General features: G+C 61.3%; 25 protein-coding genes and 1 tRNA gene. 10 read left to right on the top strand and 16 right to left on the bottom strand.

Annotated features, from left to right (window positions below):
- Positions 1 to 9 precede the first annotated feature (9 nt).
- From pstA to NKH12_RS12265, 4 genes are all read right to left on the bottom strand, one after another.
- The gene (gene pstA / locus NKH12_RS12280; protein ID WP_352953350.1) at positions 10 to 1,623 is read right to left on the bottom strand and encodes a phosphate ABC transporter permease PstA; all 1,614 of its coding nucleotides are present in this window, start codon (positions 1,621 to 1,623) and stop codon (positions 10 to 12) included.
- Positions 1,616 to 3,004 (bottom strand): phosphate ABC transporter permease subunit PstC, encoded by a 1,389-nt coding sequence (pstC, locus tag NKH12_RS12275; RefSeq protein WP_352953349.1) that lies wholly within the window; start codon positions 3,002 to 3,004, stop codon positions 1,616 to 1,618. The genes pstA and pstC overlap by 8 nt, the downstream gene beginning before the upstream one ends.
- 119 nt (positions 3,005 to 3,123) lie before the next feature.
- Positions 3,124 to 4,128 carry a PstS family phosphate ABC transporter substrate-binding protein gene (locus tag NKH12_RS12270; RefSeq protein ID WP_352953348.1) on the bottom strand — a complete coding sequence of 335 codons (1,005 nt, stop codon included), beginning with the start codon at positions 4,126 to 4,128 and terminating at the stop codon, positions 3,124 to 3,126.
- Positions 4,129 to 5,049: 921 nt separating this feature from the next.
- Positions 5,050 to 5,259: a hypothetical protein gene (locus tag NKH12_RS12265; RefSeq protein WP_352953347.1), complete on the bottom strand. Its 210-nt coding sequence runs from the start codon at positions 5,257 to 5,259 to the stop codon at positions 5,050 to 5,052.
- 827 nt (positions 5,260 to 6,086) lie between these two features.
- Between NKH12_RS12265 and NKH12_RS12255 the strand changes: the two genes are divergently transcribed.
- Positions 6,087 to 6,971, top strand: coding sequence for a hypothetical protein (locus NKH12_RS12255; RefSeq protein WP_352953346.1), 885 nt, complete (start codon positions 6,087 to 6,089; stop codon positions 6,969 to 6,971).
- Positions 6,972 to 7,119: 148 nt separating this feature from the next.
- On the opposite strand, the gene NKH12_RS12250 is transcribed toward NKH12_RS12255, so the two are convergent.
- Together NKH12_RS12250 and NKH12_RS12245 are read right to left on the bottom strand one after the other, a co-directional pair.
- Complete coding sequence (locus NKH12_RS12250; RefSeq protein ID WP_352953345.1) at positions 7,120 to 7,986, bottom strand: glutathione S-transferase family protein; 867 nt, start codon at positions 7,984 to 7,986, stop codon at positions 7,120 to 7,122.
- 26 nt (positions 7,987 to 8,012) lie between these two features.
- On the bottom strand, positions 8,013 to 8,594 hold the full coding sequence (locus tag NKH12_RS12245; RefSeq protein ID WP_352953344.1) for a VOC family protein: 582 nt from the start codon (positions 8,592 to 8,594) through the stop codon (positions 8,013 to 8,015).
- Between the two features lie 441 nt (positions 8,595 to 9,035).
- On the opposite strand from NKH12_RS12245, the gene NKH12_RS12240 reads away from it, so the two are divergent.
- Entirely contained in the window at positions 9,036 to 9,407 is a 372-nt protein-coding gene (locus NKH12_RS12240) for a hypothetical protein (protein WP_352953343.1), read from the top strand.
- 437 nt (positions 9,408 to 9,844) lie between these two features.
- Here NKH12_RS12240 and NKH12_RS12235 read toward each other — a convergent pair whose 3' ends face one another.
- Both NKH12_RS12235 and NKH12_RS12230 read right to left on the bottom strand, forming a co-directional pair.
- Positions 9,845 to 10,051, bottom strand: a complete 207-nt coding sequence (locus NKH12_RS12235) for a hypothetical protein (protein WP_352953342.1) — start codon at positions 10,049 to 10,051, stop codon at positions 9,845 to 9,847.
- Between the two features lie 62 nt (positions 10,052 to 10,113).
- Entirely contained in the window at positions 10,114 to 10,428 is a 315-nt protein-coding gene (locus NKH12_RS12230; RefSeq protein WP_502910783.1) for a hypothetical protein, read from the bottom strand.
- A 139-nt stretch (positions 10,429 to 10,567) separates the two neighbouring features.
- On the opposite strand from NKH12_RS12230, the gene NKH12_RS12225 reads away from it, so the two are divergent.
- Positions 10,568 to 10,822: a hypothetical protein gene (locus NKH12_RS12225; protein ID WP_352953340.1), complete on the top strand. Its 255-nt coding sequence runs from the start codon at positions 10,568 to 10,570 to the stop codon at positions 10,820 to 10,822.
- 342 nt (positions 10,823 to 11,164) lie between these two features.
- On the opposite strand, the gene NKH12_RS12220 is transcribed toward NKH12_RS12225, so the two are convergent.
- Positions 11,165 to 11,362, bottom strand: coding sequence for a hypothetical protein (locus tag NKH12_RS12220; RefSeq protein WP_352953339.1), 198 nt, complete (start codon positions 11,360 to 11,362; stop codon positions 11,165 to 11,167).
- A 61-nt stretch (positions 11,363 to 11,423) separates the two neighbouring features.
- On the opposite strand from NKH12_RS12220, the gene NKH12_RS12215 reads away from it, so the two are divergent.
- On the top strand, positions 11,424 to 11,558 hold the full coding sequence (locus tag NKH12_RS12215) for a hypothetical protein (protein WP_352953338.1): 135 nt from the start codon (positions 11,424 to 11,426) through the stop codon (positions 11,556 to 11,558).
- A 144-nt stretch (positions 11,559 to 11,702) separates the two neighbouring features.
- Here the strand turns inward: NKH12_RS12215 and NKH12_RS12210 are convergent.
- The 3 genes from NKH12_RS12210 to NKH12_RS12200 form a co-directional block, all read right to left on the bottom strand.
- Positions 11,703 to 11,777 (bottom strand) — tRNA-Glu (locus tag NKH12_RS12210).
- Positions 11,778 to 11,868: 91 nt separating this feature from the next.
- The gene (locus NKH12_RS12205; RefSeq protein WP_352953337.1) at positions 11,869 to 12,276 is read right to left on the bottom strand and encodes a VOC family protein; all 408 of its coding nucleotides are present in this window, start codon (positions 12,274 to 12,276) and stop codon (positions 11,869 to 11,871) included.
- A complete protein-coding gene (locus tag NKH12_RS12200) occupies positions 12,273 to 12,653 on the bottom strand; it encodes a fimbrial protein (RefSeq protein WP_352953336.1) in 381 nt (126 codons plus the stop codon). Before NKH12_RS12200 ends, NKH12_RS12205 begins: the two co-directional genes overlap by 4 nt.
- A gap of 26 nt (positions 12,654 to 12,679) precedes the next feature.
- Here NKH12_RS12200 and NKH12_RS12195 point away from each other — a divergent pair, with 26 nt between their 5' ends.
- Together NKH12_RS12195 and rpoH are read left to right on the top strand one after the other, a co-directional pair.
- A complete protein-coding gene (locus tag NKH12_RS12195; protein WP_352953335.1) occupies positions 12,680 to 13,765 on the top strand; it encodes an RluA family pseudouridine synthase in 1,086 nt (361 codons plus the stop codon).
- Positions 13,766 to 13,972: 207 nt separating this feature from the next.
- Entirely contained in the window at positions 13,973 to 14,884 is a 912-nt protein-coding gene (gene rpoH, locus NKH12_RS12190) for an RNA polymerase sigma factor RpoH (RefSeq protein ID WP_029348727.1), read from the top strand.
- A 316-nt stretch (positions 14,885 to 15,200) separates the two neighbouring features.
- Here rpoH and NKH12_RS12185 read toward each other — a convergent pair whose 3' ends face one another.
- From NKH12_RS12185 to NKH12_RS12170, 4 genes are all read right to left on the bottom strand, one after another.
- Positions 15,201 to 16,073, bottom strand: coding sequence for an MBL fold metallo-hydrolase (locus NKH12_RS12185; RefSeq protein WP_352953334.1), 873 nt, complete (start codon positions 16,071 to 16,073; stop codon positions 15,201 to 15,203).
- Positions 16,074 to 16,222: 149 nt separating this feature from the next.
- Positions 16,223 to 16,882, bottom strand: coding sequence for a peroxiredoxin (locus NKH12_RS12180; RefSeq protein ID WP_352953333.1), 660 nt, complete (start codon positions 16,880 to 16,882; stop codon positions 16,223 to 16,225).
- Positions 16,883 to 17,089: 207 nt separating this feature from the next.
- Positions 17,090 to 17,455 carry a cell division protein ZapA gene (locus tag NKH12_RS12175; RefSeq protein WP_023797070.1) on the bottom strand — a complete coding sequence of 122 codons (366 nt, stop codon included), beginning with the start codon at positions 17,453 to 17,455 and terminating at the stop codon, positions 17,090 to 17,092.
- A 19-nt stretch (positions 17,456 to 17,474) separates the two neighbouring features.
- Positions 17,475 to 17,747 (bottom strand): DUF4164 domain-containing protein, encoded by a 273-nt coding sequence (locus tag NKH12_RS12170; protein WP_023797069.1) that lies wholly within the window; start codon positions 17,745 to 17,747, stop codon positions 17,475 to 17,477.
- Positions 17,748 to 18,052: 305 nt separating this feature from the next.
- Between NKH12_RS12170 and tkt the strand changes: the two genes are divergently transcribed.
- The 4 genes from tkt to pgk all read left to right on the top strand — a co-directional run.
- Positions 18,053 to 20,044: a transketolase gene (gene tkt / locus NKH12_RS12165; RefSeq protein ID WP_352953332.1), complete on the top strand. Its 1,992-nt coding sequence runs from the start codon at positions 18,053 to 18,055 to the stop codon at positions 20,042 to 20,044.
- Positions 20,045 to 20,202: 158 nt separating this feature from the next.
- The gene (gene gap, locus NKH12_RS12160) at positions 20,203 to 21,213 is read left to right on the top strand and encodes a type I glyceraldehyde-3-phosphate dehydrogenase (protein ID WP_352953331.1); all 1,011 of its coding nucleotides are present in this window, start codon (positions 20,203 to 20,205) and stop codon (positions 21,211 to 21,213) included.
- 253 nt (positions 21,214 to 21,466) lie between these two features.
- Positions 21,467 to 23,356: a potassium/proton antiporter gene (locus NKH12_RS12155; RefSeq protein ID WP_352953330.1), complete on the top strand. Its 1,890-nt coding sequence runs from the start codon at positions 21,467 to 21,469 to the stop codon at positions 23,354 to 23,356.
- A gap of 110 nt (positions 23,357 to 23,466) precedes the next feature.
- Positions 23,467 to 23,672: phosphoglycerate kinase (pgk, locus tag NKH12_RS12150; protein WP_352953329.1), on the top strand; the 206-nt coding region annotated here is incomplete at its 3' end.

The following is a 23,672-nucleotide window of genomic DNA, read 5'->3' as shown; positions in this document are numbered from 1 at the left end:
CTCTACTCCTTACCAGCGCCGCTCGAAGCGCCTGCGCAGTATCACCGCGATGGCGTTCATGATGACCAAAAACACCAGCAAAATCAAAATCGCCGCCGAAGTCTTCTGCTGGAATCCAGCTTCCGGGAAATCGGCCCACATGAATATCTGCACCGGCAGGATCGTCGCGGGATCGGTAAAGCCGCCGGGAATGTCGACGATGAAGGCGACCATGCCGATCATCAGCAACGGCGCGGTTTCGCCCAGCGCATGCGCCATTCCGAGAATGGTGCCGGTCATGATGCCCGGCATCGCCAGCGGCAGGACGTGATGGAATACGGTCTGGACCTTGGACGCTCCGATGCCGAGCGCCGCCTCGCGGATCGACGGCGGCACGGCGCGCAGCGAAGCGCGCGAGGCGATAATGATGATCGGCAGGGTCATCAGCGCCAGCACCATGCCGCCGACCACCGGGGCCGAACGCGGCATGCCGAAGAAATTCAGGAATACGGCAAGTCCAAGCAGGCCGAAGACGATCGAAGGTACCGCCGCCAGATTGTTGATATTCACTTCGATGATCGTCGTCAGCCGGTTCTTGGGGGCAAATTCCTCGAGGTAGATCGCCGCCGAAACGCCGATCGGGAAGGCGATGGCGAGCGTAACGATCATGGTCAGGAACGATCCGACGACCGCGCCCCAGATACCGGCCAGTTCCGGCTCGCGGCTTGCGCCGGTGAAGAAGAAGATCGAGTTGAACCGGCTTTCGATCTGGCCGGCGCTCTTCAGCGTGTCGAGCCAGACGATCTCCTTGTCCGAGATCTTTCGCGATGCTTCCGGCGTATCGATGACGCGCAGGAATGCCTGGCCGCTCGCGGCGGGCGTCGTGCCGTCCAGCGCCTCGATCACCGTGCCCTTTGCGACCGCCGCCCCGTTGGGCCCCGGCGATAGCGCGGTGAGCTTGACCGTGCCGCCATTGAACGTGACCAGCAGCGACGACGCGCCGCTCGTCAGCGTGAGCGTGCCGTTTTCGCCCTCGGTCGCACCATGGCCGCGCGCCAGCGTCAGCATGGCATCGTCGCCGAAGGTCAGATCGATGTCGCCGCTGGTTTCCGAAGGCGTGACGCTTGTCGAAATCGCTTCGTCCGAACCGACGTCGGCAAGCAAACCTTTGAGATAAAGGTCGGCAAAATCGTCAAGTGGAACGGCATAGTCCACCGTTCCTCCGAGCATCCCCGGATCAGCCGCAATATCCTTGCGCAGGAAGACGCCTGTGCCGGTGGAAATCAGCCCGCGCAGCAGTCGCTTGTCCTGACGGCTCTTAACATCCGGAAATCTTGCCGTAAGCGCTTGCTGAGCGATGGCATCGTAGTTGACGGCATCGAGTTTCGCGGGGTCGACCTTGGCCGCCGAGAGATCGATCGGCAGCGTCAGATAATTCTGCCGCAACGCCGGGATCGCCTGCGTGACGATCGTCGACAGGAGCAGCACAAGGAATAAGCCGGCCAACGCGACGGCTGCAGCACCGAGCCATTTGAACCACGTTTCGGTGCGGTAACGACCCTTCAGCCGCGCCTTTGCGGCATCGTCGGTATGAATGCTGACCGGCCGTCCGACGGCGCCGAATGACGAGATCGCATCAGTCATATTGCTCTCGGTATTTCTGGACGACGCGCAAGGCGACGATGTTGAGGGTGAGCGTGATGCAGAACAGCACCAGGCCGAGGGCGAACGCTGCAAGCGTCTTGGCGCTGTCGAACTCCTGATCGCCCACCAGTAGCGTTACGATCTGCACGGTCACGGTGGTGACCGCTTCGAGCGGGTTGGCCGTGAGGTTTGCCGCCAGCCCCGCCGCCATGACGACGATCATTGTTTCGCCGATCGCGCGGCTGACGGCAAGCAGCATCGCCGAAACGATGCCTGGAAGGGCAGCGGGAAGGACCACCTTGCGGATGGTTTCCGACTTGGTCGCACCGAGGCCTGCGGAACCGTCTCTCAGGGATTGCGGAACGGCGTTGATCACATCATCGGAAAGCGAGGAAACGAAGGGAATGATCATGATACCCATGACCACGCCTGCGGCGAGCGCAGATTCGGACGCGACGTTGAGGCCCAGGCTTTCGCCGATACCGCGGAAGTAGGGCGCAACCGTCAGCGCGGCGAAAAAGCCGTAGACGACGGTCGGAATGCCGGCGAGAATTTCCAGAACCGGCTTTGCCACCGCGCGGACGCTTTTGGAGGCGTAATCCGAAAGGTAGATCGCAGCCATCAGCCCGATAGGCGCAGCCACTAGCATAGCGATGAAGGTGATGAGCAGCGTGCCGGCAAAGAGCGGCACCATGCCAAAAATGTCCTGGTTGACCGCCCCGGCTTCCGCTCCGGCGCCGGTGAAGGCGCTCTGCGGCGACCAATGCGTGCCGAACAGGAACTTATAGAACGGCACCTGCTGGAAGAACCGCAGGGATTCGAAGATGAGCGACAGGACGATGCCGACCGTCGTCAGGATCGCGACTACCGAACAGGCGATCAAGAATGCGCGAAGAACGCGCTCGACCACATGGCGCGCCCGGTAGGCCTGTGCGATGCGCGAATTGGCCCAGTAAAATCCGGACGCGGAAAGCACGAGCGCGACGGCCCAGATGATCCAGGTGCTGGTCGTATGGATCGATTTGTAGACGGCCGCGGCTGCCTCTTTCGTGGGATCGGCGAAGCCGACAAGCCCGCCAAAGGCCATCGCGCGAGCGTCGCGGATGAAAGCTTCGACCTGCGGGACGCCCATTCCCGACAACTCGGAGGCGAAGCGGTCGGCAATGATCGACGATTCAATTCCCGGCGTGACCAGCGACCACAACAAGATCGCAAGCAGCGCGGGACCGGCAGCAAAAAGCGCCAGAAACATGCCATGTTGGCCAGGCAGCGAATGCAATCGCGCGACGTCGCCATTGACACTGGCAATGGCGCGTCTCCGGCCGATCCAATAGGCCGCAGCGGCCAGAACCAACAGAAGAACAACGAGATAACCGACCATGATTCAGGACGTCCCCTCGACCGCCGGTCATTCACCGGCTCAAAGCACGGGACCTTGGTCCCGCGCTTTGGGCTTTAGTGCATAGGGTCAGAGCGGATATACGCCCGGACCCCGAAACATCAGGAACCCATGCCCTTCAGGGCCTTGGCGTTTTCGGCCCATGTGGCGCGCTCGGCGTCCGGCAGCGGGATCAGGCCCTTGTCGGCCAGATAACCATCAGGACCCCATGCAGCCTCCGAGGTGTACTCGGCGATGAACTCCTGCATGCCGGGGATGACGCCAACATGCTCTTTCTTGGCATAGACATAGAGCGAGCGGGAAACGCCGTAATCGCCGGATGCGATGTTCTCGAAGGTCGGCTCGACGCCGTCGATCTTGTGGCCCTGCAACTTGTCAGCGTTCTGGTCAAGGAACGAGAAGCCAAAGACGCCGAAGGCATTCGGGTTGGCTTCCAGCTTCTGGACAATCAGATTGTCGTTTTCGCCGGCCTCGACAAAGGCGCGGTCTTCGCGGATCTCGCCGCAGCCCTTTTCGTTAGCCGCCTTCACTTCTTCCTGGCAGGCCGCGTCCATGACGAGTTCAACGAACGCATCGCGCGTGCCAGATGTCGGCGGCGGGCCAAGCACCTCGATCTTCGTCGCGGGAAGTGACGCATCGACATCCGACCAGTTCTTGTAGGGGTTGGCGACGACCTTGCCGTCAACAGCGACGTTCTTGGCGAGTGCCTTGAAAATCTGTTCCTTGGTCAGATCAACGACAGTCCCTGCCTTCGAGTTGGCCAGTACGATGCCGTCGAAGCCGACCTTGATCTCGACCGGCGTCACGCCGTTTGCCTTGCAGGTTTTAAGCTCGCTGTCCTTGATGGCGCGCGAGGCATTGGTGAAGTCGGCGGTATTTTCGCCGACGCCCTGGCAAAACAGCTTCATGCCGCCGCCGGTGCCGGTCGACTCGACGACCGGGGTCTTGATCTTTCCGCTCTGGCCGAGCTTTTCAGCGACAGCCGTCGTGAAGGGGAACACTGTGGACGAACCGACGATTTGAATCTGGTCGCGCGCGGCGGCATAACCAGCCGACGCGGCGAGCGCAAGCGCCGCGGCCGACGCCGTAAGGAGGAATTTCTTCATGTGGCCTGCTCCTGTTCGGAAATGGTCTCTCGGCGCCATTCCTTCGGCGCCCGCTGAGGCCAATAGCCTCCGATTATTACAGTCACATGACAGTTTGATGTCAGCCCGGTAACCGCCGCACAGCCATGTCGAAAAGGAAGGGACGCGGGTCTCGCCGGCACAGCCGTGGTTTGCCGCTGGAATCAGCAGCTTGCACGATTTGCGGCCGGCATTTGCCCTCGACAGGCGAGACAATGGCGCTAAAAAGAAAATCCGGGCGGGAGCGCGTTGCATGCGGCCAAGGAGGTCATGGCCGCGCCATCGCCGAAACAGGTCCGTTGGGGTAAATCTGACCCTGCTTCTTGCCGGCGGTCGCTGCTCCCGCCCGTAACTAGAGGAGCGGAACTCGAATGCGCTTATTGTCCCAACCGGACGCACGCTTTGGTATGGTGCGATCGCACCATAGTCTTGTCCGCAACACGTCGCCGAATCGGCTGAACTCTAAAGCCTGATGAGAACTATCCCGTGTTGCGCTGGATTTCTCCGTCCGCGCCGACCTTTTCGCGCAAGGCTCTGGGGCTGATGGGCTTGGGGCACGTAATCGTCCATGCCCGCCCCGAGTCGCACCAGGGGGATGCTGCGACACTTTGATTTTGCGCATGATCCCCCGTGAAATCGATTCCGATTCTCCGGTTCATACGCTAGCTTGCCCGCAGTGTATTCCGACGGTTGTCGGTAGAACCGAAGCCGCGTTATAAATCCCGCAAGGGTATTGCCGATGTTGGGACGGATCCTGCCTTTTTTCCTGTGCCCGATGCTGCTGTTGGGGAGCGGCTGCTCGCGCAGCTATGACGGCACCGTCGTCATTCCAAGGCCGCTTGATGTCCGGCGGTTCTGGGACAGGCCGCAGCAGCAGGCGCAAGCCGAACAGCCGCAGTTGCTTCAGACCGATGTCTTTCCGGTGGCGCCCGAAACGCCTGAAAGAGCGGCGGTCCGCAGAATCAGCGCCCCCGTGGCGCGGAGAAGGCAAATCACCAGGATTTCCAAAGTTCCGCCAACGCCGTCATCCCAGCCGGCAAAACCGCTCACCTGCAGGAACGTCAGCCAACCCGGAAAACGGGTCCGCATGGTCTGCGAATAGCCGGCCGGCATTCAAACGATGGCGCCAAAATACCCTCAAACGCTGCTGCGCACCTGACGCAGCGGTAGCAAGGTCTCTTGCTGGAATGCTATCTGGCCGGCCAGATTCCGGAATCGGCCTGGAGCGACTACGTCTTGGAGTCGCCGGAATTGGCACGCCATGTCGATGCGAGACGCGGGCAACACTGATATCTCGTGAACCGGGAACCGGTTTGATCGCTCGAGGTGACGCCGCCTAGCAACGCGTGGCTGAATGGCCCGCCCGGAAACGAGCGGGCTTTGCCTGGGGCGATGCCCGGTTACTGTCTGGGCGAGCCGAATTGCAGGGTGAAGACACTGCCTGCAATCCCTGGGCGAGCGCCGGCGAAAAACTCAGTGGCAGGCAGCGTTCCAGGGCGGCGATCGCGGCATCGACGAAGGATTACCGTGCCTTCGCGTCACCGGCCACATTGATGGCAGTCGGCCTGGGCGGGCGGATAAGCGTGCCGTTGCGTTGGCTTGATGGCCGACGAAAATCGCCAAGTCAGGCCGCGGTTTCCCTGGAACAATAGCCCTTGAAACAAAAAGGCCGGCACATGGCCGACCTTCCTTCCACCTCGACCGCGCCAGTACATCCGTGGTCACGAGTTGGAGGTGAATTGCCGATCAGTAGATAGGGATTTGGTTAACGAATCCTTAACAGAAGGGGAGTTGCTCGACGACGCGCATAGCCAATCTGATTTGCGTCATGATGAGTGTGGAAAGTCGTCTTAAAAAGCAGCACGGACTATTAATCGTTGTGCACCAACATGTTGGTGCGCGAGATATCTAAGTAACTATCGTATTCTGGAAGTCGATTTATGGCCGTACTCGGCGCCCTCCCTCCCGACGTTGTCTGTCGACCAATTCGCGAAGCTGATTGGGAAGGAGTGGTCGACTGCCTGTGCCGAGGCTTTCCGAAGCGTGACCGCAGTTACTGGATACAGGCCCTGACCCGTTTGTCGCAGCGGCCTGCCGTCGCCGACTTCCCACAATATGGCCTGGCTTTGGAGAAGGCTGATCGGATCGTCGGCGTTGTATTGACCCTCTATACCCTTTATCGCGGGCAGGAAGGCGACGAAGTCCGCTGCAACCTTTCAAGTTGGTCCGTCGACGCGGAATGCCGTCCCTATGGGGCCAAATTGGTTACGACGATTCTCAGGCGAAGGGACGTGACCTACACGAATATTTCGCCGGCGCCCGCAACGTTAAAAGCCAACTGGGCGCTCGGCTTTCGCCCCTTCTCCACCGGACAGTTTGCCTTCTTGCCGGCTTTTAGTTCGGCGCAGCGGTCATGTCGCGTGCTTGAAGCTCGTCCCGATCTTGCGGAGATGGCGCTGCTGTCCGACAATGAGAGATACATACTCTCGGAACACGCCGCGCTGGGCTGCCTGTCATTGATTTGCATTTGCGACGGAGCAGCGTTTCCTTTCGTATTAATGCCGCGCCGAATATTGCACGGTCTTATCCCATCCTGTCAGATCGTCTATTGCCGCTCCCTCGCGGATTTGAGCCGGTGCGCCGGTGCCATGGGGCGCTTTCTCTTGCGAAGCGGCATCCTGCTTTGCGTCGTCGACGCCAAGGAGCCGATTGCAGGCCTGTTCGGGTGGTACCGCCCCAACAGTGGGCTGAAGTACTTCAAGGGTCCCAGACCACCCTCGCTCGGAGATCTGACGTTCACCGAGCTTGTGATATTCGGTCCCTGAGCAACAAGCGCGACGCCGCCCCGATTTGCAGCTGCCATGCCGATGCCTCTGGCCTATCCGGCGACCGGTCGGTGTCTCGGCCTATGACAGCATCCCTGCTGCATTGGAGGGCAAGCTCGATGCGGTCAACGCGGTCAGCCAAGGCGCCTCACGCCCCGGCCTGCGACTTCACATAGGCGATGTAGCCGCGCACGTCGGCGGCCGGCTCGGCATAGGCTTTGCCGAGCTTCTTCTCGATCGCCACCATGTAGTCTTTTGTCCAGTGGGGCAGCGCGTAATCGATGACGGCCAGGAATTCGAGCGTCGCCGCCAGGCGGATGTCGGCGATCGACGGGTTGTTGCCGCCGATAAATGGCTTGCCGTTCCTGAAGAAGCTGTGAAAGACCTCCAGCGGCTCGGCAATCGCGGCCGCCGCGGCCTTCTGGGCTTCCGACTTCCTGTCGGGGTGGGCATCGCTGTGACCAACCTCGCCGGCATATTGCGGGAAGTTCAGCGCAGGATAGGTGGCGCGCGCCACATAGGGGTAGAGCGTGCCGATCAGGTAGAACATGGCGCTGTCGATCATTGCCCGCTTGGCCGGCGCCTGGGGATATAATTTCTCCAGCCCATGCTTGTTGGCGAGATACTGCATGATGGCGCAGCTTTCCCACAGGACGCCTCTCGGCAAGCCCTTGTCCTCGATCATCGGCGTAAGATGGGCTGGGTTTCGCGCCATATATTCCGGCGAGCGCGTGTGGCCCCATACGTCGGTCTCAAAATGGTCGAGCCCGGCCGCGCGTGCAAACACCCGAACGCTCATATTGTTGACGCTCGGCTTCAGCATGCTGAGCGTCAGCGCCGGTTTTTTCGCTGATTTCGCTTTGCCCTTGGCTGCAGGCTTTTTGGCGGAAACCTTGGCTGCCGGCTTTGCTGCTGTCGCCGCTGGCCTGGCGGCAGCCTTGACCGCCGGTTTCGCTCCCGGCTTGGCTGCCTTGGCCGCAGGTTGCTTCGAACTCTTCGTTGCCGTCTTTGCCATTGCGTTCCTCCCTTGTTTGGCTGTCGTTAGTATGGATTTTTCGGCGTGCGGTCTTCCGACAAGGTCGCGCGGGAGCGCTCGACGAGCGCCTGGATCGCGTCGGCGAGATGCACTTCGGCTATTGCGTAGTCGCCGCGCGCGACGCGAACCTTGTGCGCCTGCATCAGCACGTCGGCATGGGTGAAGCCCGCCGGCGGCTCGAAACGATAGGAGGCGAGCTCGATCAGCAGGCCAAGCGGATCCTCGAAGTAGATCGAATCCATAAAACCGCGATCCTTGACGCCACTGTGCTTGATGGCGCGCTCGTCGAGCCGGGCGACCGCCTGCAGGAAGGTAACGCGCGATACCGCAAAGGCGATGTGATGGACGCAGCCCGTATCGGTCGGCGTGCGCCGCTTGACCGGCGTGCGGCTCTCGTCGGTGAAGATAGTGATCAGCCGGCCGTCACCGGGATCGAAATAGAGGTGGCTTTCGCTGGCCTTGTCGAGATTGGGCTGCTCGAAGATGAAAGGCATGCCAAGCACGCCTTCCCAGAAGTCGATGGAGGTCTGACGCCCGGCGCCGACCAGCGTGATGTGATGGACCCCCTGCGACTGCAGTTTCTGCATTGGTCTCCCTCCCTGCGCTCTTCTCGTCCCCGGGGCGAGCGTCGACCTATTCGCTGCGCGACAGATTCGTCCCGGCGGCGTTCTGCGCACCGTCCTGGACCTTTAGCCCCATTTCATGACGCGATGCTAATTCAATTGAGGGCGCCGCGCCAGAAGTGGCGACTCCGGCCACGACCGACGGCGATACCCGTGACGCAAATGTTTTGAAATCCTTGGTACGCCCAAGGGGAATCGAACCCCTGTTCCCGCCGTGAGAGGGGCGTCTACTGAGACCAAGCCAGTTCACCTTAACGGCCACGACCTGCGCGACACGCCCCTGGAGCATCGGCGCGAGCTGCTTGCTGGTTTGATTTCGGCGGGAAGTCGCATCCAATTCAGTCAGTCTCTTCCGGGGGAAGCCAAAGCAATCTTCCATTTGGTTGATCAAGCCGGTCTGGAGGGATGGTCTCGAAGCGCTGTGGCAGCAGGTATCGCAGCGGGCGGTCGATCAACTGGCTGAAGGTGAAGTGCTACACCGTCGACGAATATGAACTGCTGGGCGTCGAGCGTGAGGCTGGCAAGCCAGCATTCGCCCTCATGGGGGAGATCGGCACGCGCAAATATGTCGGGTCGGCTTTCATCAATTCAAGCCGAGCGATCCGCGAGCGGCTATGGAAGCGAGTCCAGGAGCATGCCGGGCCGCCGCCGAAGGGCATGAAGCGGCCGGCAACACAGTGGGTTAAGCCGGGGATCAAAGCGCGGGTGAAGCACCTCAGGGGCGAGGAAGATCTTCGGCACGCCTCGCTGCAGGATTTCTGGGACGAAGGAAGTTAATGCGCTCCGCCGGCTTGTGACGGAATGAGCACCCGCGGACAGAACTTCTTGCACAAATGGCTGAGCAACGGCCTGCCTGAGAGACCATCTGCCTGCACAAAAGGTAGCATCGTCAGCTCCAGATGAACGCGAGGAAGAAACCGGCAATAGCAATTGCCGAGATGACATTGGGCCATACGGCATCGTGGGCCGGTTTGGCTGGCTTGTACCTGTGCCCCGTGCGGGGGAGCAGATCCGGATCGTAGCGCACGTGGCGCTTAAGGTCGTATTTGATTGGCCGTTTCATCGCGGGCCTGACCACCAGCGAGCTTAAGAGGAGGCGCTGTGCTGGCTGACCAAAAACTTGCGCTCAAGGCAACGGAATAGCATCATTCGAACGAACACTGTTCGTCATGACGAGTAGGGAAGTGAATGCGGTCGGCGGCGCTTTCAAAGCTCTAACCGCGCGTTCTGGCTTTCGGTTCTGGCGCGCTTTCCGACGGATTTTCAGTTAACTTTTCAGATCGCCGATCCCTTGCCAACAGGGACTTCTTTTTTCTCGCCGGCAGCTCATCGCGATCGCCCTCAGCGGTCGCGCGGCCATGCTTCGCGGCAATCGCGTAGTCCGCTCTGTTTGTTCGATAGTCTTCTTTTTGCACAGACATGTCCTCTCTCCCGTTCCAGAATATTAACGCGCCGCCACAGAAAGCAGTTCCGAAAACAGAATTCAGAACGCATATGAAGAAGGGTGAGGTACGATAACTTTAATCCACCATGTCACGCAGCGACTTTTGCGCTTCGGCGGCCTGTACTTCTCGACCAGCCTGACCTTGTCAATGTCTACCGTCACCAGCGGTCCCATGTCGACGGTCACCCTGCCGCCTTCCTCGTCTATGCGCGTGATCTCTCCGGCGAGCTCGGTCTGCTGCCCCTTCTTCACCTTGGTATGATCGATGATCGAATGGGGGAAGCCATAGCTCGGGATGGACACGCTTACGCGGTCCTCAGTGACCCGCCTCCGGACGGTGGCCGTGATCGCCACCTGATCTCCAATCCCAATTCCCCGCGCCATTCCATGAGTCTGGGGTGGGCAGGGCCTTAGTCAAGAGATTGCTAATATAGGTGACCGCTTCATCCAATCGATGGACGAAGCCCATCAAGGGCCGGTGCTATTTTGATGCATGTCGCGACCTTACTTTCCCCCGAGCCACCTTGCTATTGCTATCCTCGCGATCAGCGTCGGCTATGCCGAAGCCGCGGACCGCAAGGTCGAAACCGCGACGCTCGGGACGTACGCCAATTCGAAGAGCCTGCCGGTTTGCACCGCGTCAAACTCACTCTTCGAAGTGCTAGGTGACAAGTGTTTTCTCGTCAAAGGTTCGATGATCTATGGCGACATCGCGGAGCTGTCCCAGATAGTCACTTTGGGCTGGTAGCCATGAGACTCGCGACCCTCCACCTTGAAACTGCGAGATACGGCGACGTTTATCGCGCCGCAAAGCTCACGCGGCTGAGGCAGCAGGTGATCCGGCACATCAAGCGCACTGACGCCTCGGCTCAAAAAGTCGAGCAAGCGCTGGCTAGGTTGGCCGAAGCAAAAGCACCCATGGACAGGCTCGCGCGGCATCAGTAGGGCCTCATGGCACGATTCCGCGTCGGCACGATGTGCGGCGGGTTGTTCGGTTGTTGCATGTGGCGTTCCTCCACATCCGTTTCGCGATGCCTTGGCGGTCGGGCGTGCTTGAGGGTGTAGGCCACTGCTGCGACGCTCCCTACATCTAGTTGTTTTCGATGATGCCGGCTCCGCCGTCGGTCAGGCGAGGCGCCGGCGCCGACTTCCGCAGCCTCGCACCGGTGCCTTCGCCATTCGTTATATCCACATTGTGCGCAGTGTAGGATGCGGGCAGCGAAGGATGGATACCGCTTTCGAAGGCGGCTCTGGCAGAAGCCGTAACGAAGAGGGGAATCGGCTTCATCGATTCACTCTTCCCGCCGCCACCGCCAAGCAAAAACAAGCACCGTCCGCCCCAGGAAGGCATGCGCGAGGACAAGGCATCTCTCGATGAAGGCGAGGTCGTGCTGCATTGGCCGGAGAATTTGTCGGCCGACAGCGTTCGAGATTTTGAGTATTGGGTCGAAGGGATCATTCGCCGCGCCAAACGTCGTGCCTGAATCGACGATAAATAGTCGAGGACACCCGGATAGATGGTGCGATCGTGGCGAGTGAGTTCCCGATTGATATTTGGTCGGATATTTGTTCCATCGGAACGGTTCGTGACCATTCGGAAAAAGATAAAGCGATTTCAGGTAGTTAAGTGGTACGCCCAAGGGGAATCGAACCCCTGTTCCCGCCGTGAGAGGGCGGTGTCCTGACCGCTAGACGATGGGCGCGTTCAAGAACCGGCGATATAGGCTGACGGCCGGGAAAAAGCAACTGGCCTTCGGACAGTCGATTGATGCTGCAAAAATATCCGTTGCAAGCCTATCGTTTTGGCTCGATCAGGTCCCAGAGATTTCCATGGAGATCGGCGAAAACCGCCACCGTGCCATAGGCCTCGTGGCGGGGTGGCTCACGGAATTCGACACCCTTTTCGAGCATTGCCGCGTGGTCGCGGCCAAAATCGTCGGTTTCGAGAAACAAAAAGACGCGGCCGCCGGTCTGGTTGCCGATGCTATCCCTTTGCGCATCATCGGCCGCTTCGGCCAGCAGCAGCCGCGCGCCTTGTCCGTTGGCCGGCGCCACCGTGACCCAGCGCTTGCCGCCGCCCAGATCGACGTCCTCGGTGAGCAAAAAGCCCAGCCTGTCGACATACCAGGCGATCGCCTCGTCGTAATTGGCAACGACAAGCGCGACAGTGACGACGCGGCGATTTTTGGCGAAACCGGTCATTTGTTGCGGATCGAAAAACGGCCGATGATCCGCCGCTCAGCGATATCGTAGACAAAGATGGTGCGGCTGCCGTCGGCTAGCTCCGCATCGATGGAGACGCGGTTGCCGGAGAGCGACTGGCTGATGACCTTGGCGCCGACCGGCAGCACGATGTCGCCGGTCAGCGGGTCGCCTGATGGTACCTGGATGTCCCCGGTCAGCGGCGGAGTGGACGACGGCGGCGCGGTGCGCGTTTTGTAGACAAGAGCTGCGATCACCACCATAAGGGCAAGGAACAGCAGGCCGAGATTGATGGCGACGAAGCGGACGAGCTTCTTGCGCACTTTTTCAACCTCGGGGTCGAGCGGCTTTTCCTCGTCTTCATCGGCAACAGCCATGGCAAAACTTTCCGGAACGATTTTCGATGAGCGCTCATAACGAAGAGGCCCCTATATTGATAGAGGATGGATTGATAGGGAATGGATCGCCAGACGGGGGATCGCCAGACGGGGGGTCGATCATGCTGGAAGCAGGTCCCGATGCGGCCGGCCAGCGCCTCGACCAATGGCTGGCGGGCAAGCTCGGCCCGGACATGTCGCGCAGCCGGGTGCAGATGCTGATCAGGCAGGGCGCCGTCAAGATCGGCGGCCAGCCGGTCAACGAGACCAAGCGCAAGATGGCGGCCGGTGACCGCGTGTCGGTCGACATGCCGGAGCCGGAGCCGGCGGAGCCGCAGGGCGAGAACATCCCGCTCGACGTCCTCTATGAAGACAACGAATTGATCGTCATCAACAAGCCGCCGGGGCTGGTCGTTCATCCCGGTGCCGGCAACTGGACCGGCACGCTGGTCAATGCGCTGATCCACCATTGCGGCGACAGTCTTTCCGGCATCGGCGGTGTGCGGCGGCCTGGCATCGTCCACCGCCTGGACAAGGAGACCAGCGGCGTCATGGTCGTCGCCAAGACCGACCGCGCCCACAAATCATTGTCGGAGGCCTTTGCCGACCATGGCCTGACCGGTGATCTCAAACGCGCCTATCTGGCGCTGGTTTGGGGCATCCCGATGAGACCGACAGGCACGGTCGACGAGCCGCTCGGCCGCGCCGCCGACCGCGTGCGCCGTGCCGTGGTGCCGGAGGGGCGCGACGATGCCCGCCACGCCGTCACCCATTTCACCGTGATCGAGCGCTTTGGCGAGCAGCAAAAGGAATTTGCCATGGCAAGCCTGGTCGAATGCCGGCTTGAGACCGGCCGCACCCATCAGATCCGCGTCCACATGGCCCATATCGGCCATCCGGTCGTCGGGGATCCCGATTATGGCCAAGCCTTTCGCACCAAGGCAAACCGGCTGCCCGAGCCGCTGAAAGGCCGGGTGAAGGCATTTCCGCGACAGGCATTGCATGCCCGCCTCCTTGAATTTCGGCATCCGACGGCCCATCTAACCATGCGGTTCGAGGCGCCGGTACCGAGGGATATGGAGGAACTCGTCGACGGCTTTCGCAAACTCTGAACCGCGTTCCACCCATTCAAAACCTGATCGACATAAACCTGACCGGCGTTGTTCACTTTGGCGTGACACACTGTTTCGTGTTGAACCAATGCTGTCCTTTCTGGTTTTGTTCCTATATACACCTGACGTCGCGAACGAGCCTTTGGCGTCGCGACATATGCCCGCCGCGTTTCGGGGGCACCACTCCAAGAGAGAGGGGGCGCTATCATGGCCCAATCATTACCCAGTATCGTTTCCGGCGAAGGCGGCCTCAGCCGCTACCTGGAAGAAATCCGTCGCTTTCCGATGCTTCAGCCGCAGGAAGAGTACATGCTCGCCAAGCGTTACGCCGAGCATGAGGACACCACGGCTGCGCACAAGCTCGTCACCAGCCACCTTCGGCTCGTCGCCAAGATCGCCATGGGCTATCGCGGCTACGGCCTGCCCATCGGCGAGGTGATCTCGGAAGGCAATGTCGGTCTGATGCAGGCCGTCAAGAAATTCGAACCGGAGCGCGGCTTCCGGCTCGCCACCTACGCCATGTGGTGGATCAAGGCCTCGATCCAGGAATACATCCTGCGCTCGTGGAGCCTGGTCAAGATGGGCACGACCGCCAACCAGAAGCGCCTGTTCTTCAACCTGCGCAAGGTGAAGGGCAAGATCCAGGCGCTCGACGACGGCGATTTGAAGCCCGACCAGATCACCGAGATCGCCACCCGCCTCAACGTGTCCGAAGCGGAGGTGGTGTCGATGAACCGCCGCCTGTCGGGCGACGCCTCGCTCAACGCACCGATCCGGGCGAGCGAAGGTGAATCAGGTGAATGGCAGGACTGGCTGGTCGACGACCACGAAAGCCAGGAAGAGGCGCTGATCGAGCAGGACGAGCTGGAAAACCGGCGCGGCATGCTGTCCGGCGCTCTTGCCGTGCTCAACGAGCGCGAGCGGCGCATCTTCGAGGCGCGCCGCCTTGCCGAGGAGCCGCTGACGCTGGAAGAGCTGTCGGCCGAGTTCGACATCAGCCGCGAGCGCGTGCGCCAGATCGAGGTGCGCGCCTTCGAGAAGGTGCAGGACGCGGTCAAGGCCGCGGCCAAGCGCCAGATGCAGGCGCTGCGCACCATCGAGGCGCAGCCGGCGGCGTAAAGCCTTCCTGCGGAAACAATAACGGCGGCGTCAGGCAACTGGCGCCGCTTTTTTTGTGGGTTCGGCCCATCGTGGCGGCGGCCGTCGTCTTTTGGCGTCAGCGCCGCCCCTCATCTGCCTGCCGGCATCTTCTCCCCGTAAACGGGGAGAAGGGGGCTGTCCGCAACCTTGGCTCCATCTCTACGACGTTGGGAATTGGCGAAATCTTCGGCGAAGCGTCCTTCTCCCCGTCACTATACGGGGAGAAGTGCCCGGCAGGGCGATGAGGGGCGGCGCCGAGTTTGAATTAGAGTTGTAGCGCCAGCGACCCATCTCATCAAAGGCAATCGAGCGGAAATTTCAAATACCGGCGGCCGTTGGATTCCGGTTCCGGCAAGCGTCCACCATTCATGTTGACCTGCAGCGCGTGCAGGATCAGCCTGGGCATGGGCAGCGTCCTGTCGCGCGCCTCGCGCAACGCCACGAAATCGGCCTCTGTCTTGCAGGCGGCAACATGGGTGTTTTTGGATTTCTGCTCCGCGACCGTGCTCTCCCACAAGGGTTCGCGCCCCTCCGCCTGGTAGTCATGACCGACGAACAGGCGTGTCTCGTCCGGTAGCGCGAGGATATCCTGGATCGAGCGCCAGAGTTGCGCGGCACTGCCGCCGGGAAAGTCCGCTCTCGCCGTGCCGCTGTCCGGCATGAACAGCGTATCGTGGATGAAAGCGGCGTCGCCGATCACATAGGTGATCGAGGCCAGCGTGTGGCCCGGCGAAAAGAGCACCTTTGCCGGAATGGCGCCAACCGAAAACACCTCGCCGGCCGCGAATAGCTTATCCCATTGCGACCCGTCGGCAGGAAAATCCGGCCAGTTGTAGATCGCTTTCCACAATTTCTGGACGTCGACAATCTTGTCGCCGATTGCCGTAGGCGCTCCTGTCTTCGTGCTGAGATAGTGCGCCGCCGAGAAATGGTCGGCGTGCGGATGCGTGTCGAGGATCCATTCGACGACCAGCCGTTGATCTCTAATGAAGTCGAGCATCGCGTCGGCATTTTTCGTCGCAGTGGCGCCGGACTTCTCGTCGAAATCGAGGACCGGATCGATGATTGCGCATCGTCGCGTCTGCGGGTCGGCGACGACATACTGGATGGACCCGCTCGGCTTGTCGTAAAAACCTGCCACTTGCAGCTTGGCCGATGTCGCGTCCAATCTCGGCTCCCTCAACTCCCACCCGGCAGGAATGGTTTTCCCTGCCGGGGCAAAAGAAGAGCATGGTCATTCGCCGGCGCCGCGCCGTCAAGCACCACATGCTTCGCCGAGGCAAAAAGCCCGAAATCCTTCCGTGCCGCCCCTGCCGCTCAGGCGGAGGGCTGCTTGGTCTTCCTGAGATACGGCAGGATCGTCTCGTAGGCGCCGAAACGCTTGATCGCATCCTCGTTGGAGACCGCGGCGGTGATGATGACGTCCTCGCCCTGCTTCCAGTTCGCCGGCGTCGCCACCTGGTGCTTGGCGGTCAGCTGCATGGAATCGATCGCGCGCAGGATCTCATCGAAGTTGCGGCCGGTGGTCATCGGATAGGTGAGGACCAGCTTGATCTTCTTGTCGGGGCCGATGACATAGACCGAACGCACCGTCGCGTTGTCGGCGGGCGTGCGCCCTTCCGACGTTTCGCCGGCACCCGCCGGCAGCATCTCGTAAAGCTTGGCGACCTTGAGATCCTTGTCGCCGATCAGCGGATAGTTCACCGAATAGCCGGTCGCCGTCTTGATGTCGTCCTGCCATCTGCCGTGGCTTTCGACCGGATCGACGGAAATGCCGATGATCTTGACGTTGCGCTTCTTGAACTCGCCTTCCAGGCCGGCCATCGTGCCGAGCTCTGTCGTGCAGACCGGCGTGAAATTCTTCGGATGACTGAAAAGCACTGCCCAGCCATCACCGATCCATTCGTGGAAGTTGATCGTCCCTTGCGTGGTTTCGGCCGTGAAATCCGGCGCGGTGTCGTTGATACGAAGGCCCATGACGTGTCCCTACCCTGATTGCAGATTGCAGCCGGCACACCGGCGCTGCTTCTGCCTTTCTACCACTCCGGCGTCATCCTTCAAACGCCTGTTGCGCCGGTATCAAGGCCGGCGGCGAAAACTTTTTCGCCTGTTGTCGCAAAATGAAGCATTCCCGCCCCATTGATGGCGGCGCAATGGTCGTTTGGGCGCGATGGCAGTGGAAGTCTAAGCCTTGTTCACCGCCAGCGTCGTCGCCAGATCTTCCATGCGCTGGGCGAGCGCGCCAAGCGCTTGGGTCAGCACGGAATCGTTCTTGTCGGCCTTGGTCAGCGCGTCGTCACGCGTCTTGCGCAGCGTCAGCACTTCGCTTTCCATGCCCTTGACGCGTTTTTGCAGTTCTGAAAGCTCGTCCATGACCATGATGCCGGCCATCACCGTCAGCCGCTGGTCGCCGATCTCGCCGAAAGAATCCTTCAGATGCGAGACATAGCGGTCGAAGCGCTCGGCAAGGTCGATCAGATGCTCTTCCTGGCCCTCGTCGCAAGCCATGCGATACTGCTTGCCGTCGATGGAAACCGTGACTTGTGCCATTGGCCTACCTGTCCAGTCCCTATCTGTCCAACACGGCGCGGATGGTTTCCATGGCGGTCACCAGCCGACGCGACACTTCCTTGTTGGCGTCTTCCAGCCGTTCGGCGCGCGCTTCGGAATTGTCGAGTTCCTGCGCCAGCCGCGAGCGGTCGGCGTTCATGCGCTGCACCTCCGCCTCGGCTTCCGTATAGTCGCGCTCGTGCTCGAGCTTGGCCGCGACGGCGTTTTCCAGCCCCTCGATGGCCTTACCCAGCCTGGCGATGACTTCCTTGAGTGTCGTTTCCCCGGTCATGGCTTTTGTCCTGCGCCCTGCCCATCACCGAATCATCCACGTTCAGAACGCGTTATGTCTGAAACATTACCCGTCGTGTGAAGCCAACGTCAACAAAGCTCTCGCGACTGTCCCCTGCTAACGCTAATGTAGAGCCCCCAAGGCCCTTCTGGGGCCCTCACAAGACCGGCAAAAGGGCCGGTTTATTGGCTAACAAGATCGGCAAAAGCGCGCCGGTTTATTGACTAAAAGGCCGCGCCTGCTATGTGTCGCGCACCCTTTTCCAGGGCTCACCCAAAGGCCCAAACCCCCACACTGGAGGAAGCATGACCTCGCGTGAACAACATGACCGGATGGCCAATGCGATCCGTTTTCTTTCCATGGACGCCGTCGAGAAGGCCCAGTCGGGCCACCCGGGCCTGCCCATGGGCTGCGCGGACATTGCCACGGTGCTGTTCACGCGTTTCCTGAAATACGATCCGAAGAACCCGCACTGGCCCGATCGCGACCGTTTCATCCTGTCAGCCGGCCATGGCTCGATGCTGCTTTATTCGCTACTCTATCTGACCGGCTATGAGGACATCACCCTCGACCAGATCAAGCATTTCCGCCAGTTGGGATCGAGGACGGCGGGTCATCCCGAATATGGCCATGCCGCCGGCATCGAGACGACGACCGGCCCGCTCGGCCAGGGGCTTGCCAATTCGGTCGGCTTCGCACTCGGCGAGCGCATCATGAATGCCGCCTTCGGCAACGACCTTGTCGACCACTACACCTATGTGCTGGCCGGCGACGGCTGCCTGATGGAGGGTGTTTCCCAGGAAGCCATCGCACTTGCCGGACATCTCAAGCTGAACAAGCTGATCGTCTTTTGGGACAACAACAACATCTCGATCGACGGCCCGGTGTCGCTGGCCGACAACACCGATCAGGTCGCTCGCTTCCAGGCGTCCGGCTGGAACGCCAGCCACATCGACGGCCAGGACCCGGAAGCGATCGCCTATGCCATTGAGGCGGCCCGCCATTCCGACAAGCCGACGATGATTGCCTGCAAGACGACGATCGGCTTCGGCGCGCCGACCAAGGCCGGCACCAACAAGGCGCACGGTTCGCCGCTCGGCGCTGAAGAAATCGCCGGCGCCAGGAAGTTCTTCGGTTGGGACTATCCGCCCTTCGAGGTTCCTGCCGCTATTCTCGATGCCTGGCGCGACGCCGGCAAGACCGGCGTCAAGGCACGCACCGACTGGGAAGGCCGCCTTGCCAAGGCCGACGCTCAATTGCGCAGCGAATTCGAGCGCCGCATCAGTGGCACGCTGCCGGCGAATTTCGACGCCGTCATCACCGACTACAAGAAGAAGCTCGCCACGGACAAGCCGAAGGTCGCCACCCGCAAATCGTCGGAAATGGCGCTCGAGATCATCAACGGCGCGGTGCCGGAAACCATCGGCGGCTCGGCCGACCTGACTGGCTCCAACAACACCAAGACCAGCCAGACCAAGAACATCACATCGGAAGATTACGGCCAGCGCTACGTTCACTACGGCGTCCGCGAGCACGGCATGGCGGCCGCCCTCAACGGACTGACGCTGCATGGCGGCCTCATCGCCTATGGCGGCACGTTCATGTGCTTCTCCGACTACGCCCGTCCGGCGATGCGGCTTGCCTCGCTGATGGGCATCCGCTCGATCTTCGTCATGACCCATGATTCCATCGGTCTCGGCGAAGACGGCCCGACCCATCAACCGGTCGAGCATCTGGCCGCACTGCGCGCTATTCCGAACCACAATGTCTTCCGCCCGGCCGATGCGGTTGAGACAGCCGAATGCTGGCAGCTGGCCATCGAGCAGGAAAAGACGCCCTCGACGCTGGCGCTGACCCGACAGAACCTGCCGACCGTGCGCAACGACTTTGTTGCGGAAAACCTCAGCCGCCAGGGCGCCTATGAGCTGGCCGGCGCCAATGGCGATGCGGCAGTGACGATCTTCGCTTCGGGCTCCGAGGTCGAAATCGCGCTGGCGGCACGCGAGGCGCTGGAAAAGCACGGCCATCCGACCCGCGTCGTCTCGGTGCCGTGCTTTGAATTGTTCGACAAGCAGAGCGCCGATTATCGCAACAAGACGATCGGCAACGCGCCGATCAAGATCGCCATCGAAGCCGGCATCCGCCAGGGCTGGGATTATTTCATCGGCACCGACGGCATCTTCATCGGCATGACCGGCTTCGGCGCCTCTGGCACGATCGAACAGCTCTATCCGCATTTCGGCATCACCGCCGAAGCGACGGTGAAGGCGGCGGAAGCCCGCCTGCACGGCGAATAAAATGTGCTGATATCCGGCGAAACCGCACATAGCGGTTTCGCCGGCGGCCTCGACTTAGTGGACTTAAATCCAACCCATCGACGGCTGGATTCTTTGCCAGCCCGCCGTTATGAAGCTGCGGACTTGATCTTCGGCCTCCAACTCCCAGGGAGAGAAAAATGACCGTCAGAGTTGCCATCAACGGATTCGGCCGCATCGGCCGCAACATCCTGCGCGCCATCCACGAATCCGGCCGAAAGGACATCGACGTCGTCGCTGTCAACGACCTCGGCCCGGTCGAGACCAACGCGCATCTGCTGCGCTTCGACAGCGTGCATGGCCGCTTCCCGCATAAAGTGACGGTTGATGGTGACCAGATCACCGTCGGCACCGAAAAATTCAAGGTCACCGCGATCAAGGACCCGACCCAGCTGCCGTGGAAGGATCTCGGCATCGATATAGCGCTCGAATGCACCGGCATCTTCACCGCCCGCGACAAGGCAGCGGCGCATTTGACCGCCGGCGCCAAGCGCGTCGTCGTCTCGGCGCCGGCGGAGGGGGCCGACCTCACCGTCGTCTATGGCATCAACCATGACAAGCTGACCAAGGACCACATCGTGATCTCGAACGCCTCCTGCACCACCAACTGCCTGGCGCCGCTGGCAGCCGTGCTGCATGAGGCCGTCGGCATCGAAAAGGGCATGATGACGACGATCCACTCCTACACCGGCGACCAGCCGACGCTGGACACCATGCATAAGGATCTCTACCGCGCCCGCGCCGCGGCCCTGTCGCAGATCCCGACCTCGACCGGTGCGGCCAAGGCGATCGGCCTAGTGCTGCCCGACCTCAAGGGCAAGCTTGACGGCATCTCCATCCGCGTGCCGACCCCAAACGTCTCGGTCGTCGATTTCAAATTCATTGCCAAGCGTGCGACCACGGTGCAGGAAATAAACGAAGCGGTGATCGCCGCCTCCAACGGCAAGCTGAAGGGCATTCTCGCCGTTACCCCTCATCCAAACGTGTCGATCGACTTCAACCACGATCCGCATTCCTCGATCATGGCGCTCGACCAGACCAAGGTCATGGACGGCAACTTCGTTTCGGTGCTGTCCTGGTACGACAATGAATGGGGTTTTTCCAACCGCATGGCCGACACCGCGGTCGCCTTTGGCAAGACCATCGCCTGATTGCAGAACCATCTTCTCGCGACCTGAAAACGCCCGGCTCTGTCCGGGCGTTTTTCATGAGAGCGCCAACGCCTTTTGAATGTGCAAACGACGCTCTGACAGTTTGATCGGCAAGACCGCGCCATGAGCGCCAAAACATTCAAAAATCAGCGGCATAGGGCAAAAAACCACCCTCCCGCCTTGCACCGGTCATGTCTTCGCCTCACTCTCTCGTAAAGCGAGAGGAACACGAATTCGAGGGGGCAATTGGCGGATGGAGCATGCGATCTATCTCGTGACGCTGGTCGGCGCCGCACTGGTCGTCGCCGCCGCGTTTTCGAGCCTGATCGCCTTCCGCTTCGGCGCCCCTCTGTTGCTGCTGTTTCTCTGCATCGGCCTGGCCACGGGAACCGACGGCCTTGGCATCCAGTTCGACAATGCGCGACTGGCTTATTTTGCCGGCTCACTGGCGCTGGCGGTCATCCTGTTCGATTCCGGTTTCGGCACGCCGCTGAACGCCTTGCGGCAGGCGGCCGGACCGGCGCTGTCGCTGGCGACCATCGGCGTCCTTTTGACCACTGGCCTGTTCGGCGTCGTCGCCCACTATCTGCTCGATCTCAGCTGGCTGGAATCCTTCCTGCTCGGAGCTGCCGTCGCGTCAACCGACGCGGCAGCGGTGTTCTTCCTATTGCGCGCCGGCGAGATCAATTTGCGCGAACGCGTGCGTTCGACGCTCGAGGTGGAATCCGGCACCAATGACCCGATCGCCATCTTCCTGACCATCAGCCTGGTCGAGATCATCGCCGCCAACGCCAGTCCCGAGGCCAGGGTGCTGGTTACCGACCTCGTCCTCGGCTTCCTTCTCAACATGGGGCTTGGCGCCATAGTCGGCATTTTCGGCGGCCTCGCCATCGTGCGGCTTGTCGACCGGCTCAATCTCGACCACGGGCTGCTGCCGATCTTCGTGCTGACGCTGTCGCTGATGGTGTTCGCCGCAGCCGGCGCCATCGGCGGCTCCGGCTTTCTGGCGGTTTATCTCGCCGGCCTCATTGCCGGCAATTCCGACATCCGCGCTGTCACCATCCTCAAGCGCTTCCAGGACGGCATGTCATGGCTGGCACAGATCATCATGTTCCTGATCCTCGGCCTGTTCGCGACGCCCTCGCAATTTCCGGCGATCCTGCTGCCGGCGGTGCTGCTGGGCCTGTTCCTGATATTCGTGGCGCGGCCGATCGCCGTCTGGCTTTGCCTGATGCCGTTCCGTCTGCCGCGTCCGGAAGTCGCCTTCGTCTCATGGGTGGGCCTGCGTGGCGCCGTCTCGATCCTGCTCGCCATCACGCCGCTGCTTGGCGGCCTTGAGAATGGCCGCCTTATCTTCAACACCGCCTTCATCGTCGTGCTGGTATCGCTGGTCATCCAGGGATGGACTGTCGGACCGCTGGCGCGCCGCCTCGGCCTGATCGTGCCGGCCCGCTTGGGGCCGTTGGACAAGGTCGAACTCGAATTGCCTGGCTCGGCCCATCACGAGCTTCTCGCCTACCGCGTAGCACCTGGCAGCCCGGTGGCGCGCGGTGAGCGCATTCCGCGCTGGGCGAGGCCGTCGCTGGTGCTGCGCGACGGCCGCTCGATGCGCTTCCAAGACATGGGCAGGCTCGCCGCCGGCGACCACGTCTACATCTTCGTGCCGGATCGCTATCCAGCCCTGCTCGACAAGCTGTTCGCCAGCCGCGCCGTGGTCGATCCCGAGGATGCGGATTTCTTCGGCGCCTTCGCCGTCGATCCGGCGCGCTCCGCCGCGGAACTGGAAGCCGCTTACGCGCCGGGCCTGACCGAGGAGGAACGCAAACTGACAGTTGGCGATCTGGTGACGGAGCGGCTCGGCGGCCATGCCGAATATGCCGACCGCGTGCTGATTGGTCCGATCGAGCTGATCGTCCGCGACGTCGACGACAAGGGCAAGATCACTGGCCTCGGTCTTTCCCTCGAGCCGACCGCGCCGGTGGCACGGGTGCCGGTGTTCCTGAGTGCCGGCGAGATCGCCGACCGCATCGTTGCCTTTGTGCGCAATTGGCGCAAGCGGATCAAAAAGCAGAGTGCCGAGGCGCCGGCGGACGCGGAACCCGCTCCACAGCCGGTGGTGGAAAAGGCAACCGACGGGGGCTGACTGCCCCGCGACACAGGCCGTGGTCATATTTTCCGCGTAGCACCATTGCAGGTCTTGCATCGTCGTTGGTGCGGGTTAAGGTCCCGGCGTTTTTTGCGAAAGGGAACAGCATGGCCGGCTTCAAGACACTGGACGACATTGGCAACATCGACGGCAAGCGCTTGCTGGTGCGCGTCGACCTCAACGTTCCCGTCGCCGACGGCAAGGTCACCGACGCTACCCGCATCGAGCGCATCGCGCCGACCATCACCGAGCTTTCCAGCAAGGGCGCCAAGGTCATCCTGCTTGCCCATTTTGGCCGGCCCAAGGATGGACC

The organism is Mesorhizobium sp. M1322 (assembly GCF_040318085.1).
Lineage (GTDB): Bacteria > Pseudomonadota > Alphaproteobacteria > Rhizobiales > Rhizobiaceae > Mesorhizobium.
The sequence above is the reverse complement of the archived record's forward strand: the minus strand, read 5'-3'. Positions and strand labels throughout refer to the sequence as shown.

Bases quoted from the DNA above. Each gene is read 5' to 3' on its own strand.
- pstA (WP_352953350.1), bottom strand. From the start codon at position 1,623: ATGACTGATGCGATCTCGTCATTCGGCGCCGTCGGACGGCCGGTCAGC.
- pstC (WP_352953349.1), bottom strand. From the start codon at position 3,004: ATGGTCGGTTATCTCGTTGTTCTTCTGTTGGTTCTGGCCGCTGCGGCC.
- NKH12_RS12270 (WP_352953348.1), bottom strand. From the start codon at position 4,128: ATGAAGAAATTCCTCCTTACGGCGTCGGCCGCGGCGCTTGCGCTCGCC.
- NKH12_RS12265 (WP_352953347.1), bottom strand. From the start codon at position 5,259: ATGCCGGCCGGCTATTCGCAGACCATGCGGACCCGTTTTCCGGGTTGG.
- NKH12_RS12255 (WP_352953346.1), top strand. From the start codon at position 6,087: ATGGCCGTACTCGGCGCCCTCCCTCCCGACGTTGTCTGTCGACCAATT.
- NKH12_RS12250 (WP_352953345.1), bottom strand. From the start codon at position 7,986: ATGGCAAAGACGGCAACGAAGAGTTCGAAGCAACCTGCGGCCAAGGCA.
- NKH12_RS12245 (WP_352953344.1), bottom strand. From the start codon at position 8,594: ATGCAGAAACTGCAGTCGCAGGGGGTCCATCACATCACGCTGGTCGGC.
- NKH12_RS12240 (WP_352953343.1), top strand. From the start codon at position 9,036: ATGGTCTCGAAGCGCTGTGGCAGCAGGTATCGCAGCGGGCGGTCGATC.
- NKH12_RS12235 (WP_352953342.1), bottom strand. From the start codon at position 10,051: ATGTCTGTGCAAAAAGAAGACTATCGAACAAACAGAGCGGACTACGCG.
- NKH12_RS12225 (WP_352953340.1), top strand. From the start codon at position 10,568: ATGTCGCGACCTTACTTTCCCCCGAGCCACCTTGCTATTGCTATCCTC.
- NKH12_RS12220 (WP_352953339.1), bottom strand. From the start codon at position 11,362: ATGAAGCCGATTCCCCTCTTCGTTACGGCTTCTGCCAGAGCCGCCTTC.
- NKH12_RS12215 (WP_352953338.1), top strand. From the start codon at position 11,424: ATGCGCGAGGACAAGGCATCTCTCGATGAAGGCGAGGTCGTGCTGCAT.
- NKH12_RS12205 (WP_352953337.1), bottom strand. From the start codon at position 12,276: ATGACCGGTTTCGCCAAAAATCGCCGCGTCGTCACTGTCGCGCTTGTC.
- NKH12_RS12200 (WP_352953336.1), bottom strand. From the start codon at position 12,653: ATGGCTGTTGCCGATGAAGACGAGGAAAAGCCGCTCGACCCCGAGGTT.
- NKH12_RS12195 (WP_352953335.1), top strand. From the start codon at position 12,680: ATGAGCGCTCATAACGAAGAGGCCCCTATATTGATAGAGGATGGATTG.
- rpoH (WP_029348727.1), top strand. From the start codon at position 13,973: ATGGCCCAATCATTACCCAGTATCGTTTCCGGCGAAGGCGGCCTCAGC.
- NKH12_RS12180 (WP_352953333.1), bottom strand. From the start codon at position 16,882: ATGGGCCTTCGTATCAACGACACCGCGCCGGATTTCACGGCCGAAACC.
- NKH12_RS12175 (WP_023797070.1), bottom strand. From the start codon at position 17,455: ATGGCACAAGTCACGGTTTCCATCGACGGCAAGCAGTATCGCATGGCT.
- NKH12_RS12170 (WP_023797069.1), bottom strand. From the start codon at position 17,747: ATGACCGGGGAAACGACACTCAAGGAAGTCATCGCCAGGCTGGGTAAG.
- tkt (WP_352953332.1), top strand. From the start codon at position 18,053: ATGACCTCGCGTGAACAACATGACCGGATGGCCAATGCGATCCGTTTT.
- gap (WP_352953331.1), top strand. From the start codon at position 20,203: ATGACCGTCAGAGTTGCCATCAACGGATTCGGCCGCATCGGCCGCAAC.
- NKH12_RS12155 (WP_352953330.1), top strand. From the start codon at position 21,467: ATGGAGCATGCGATCTATCTCGTGACGCTGGTCGGCGCCGCACTGGTC.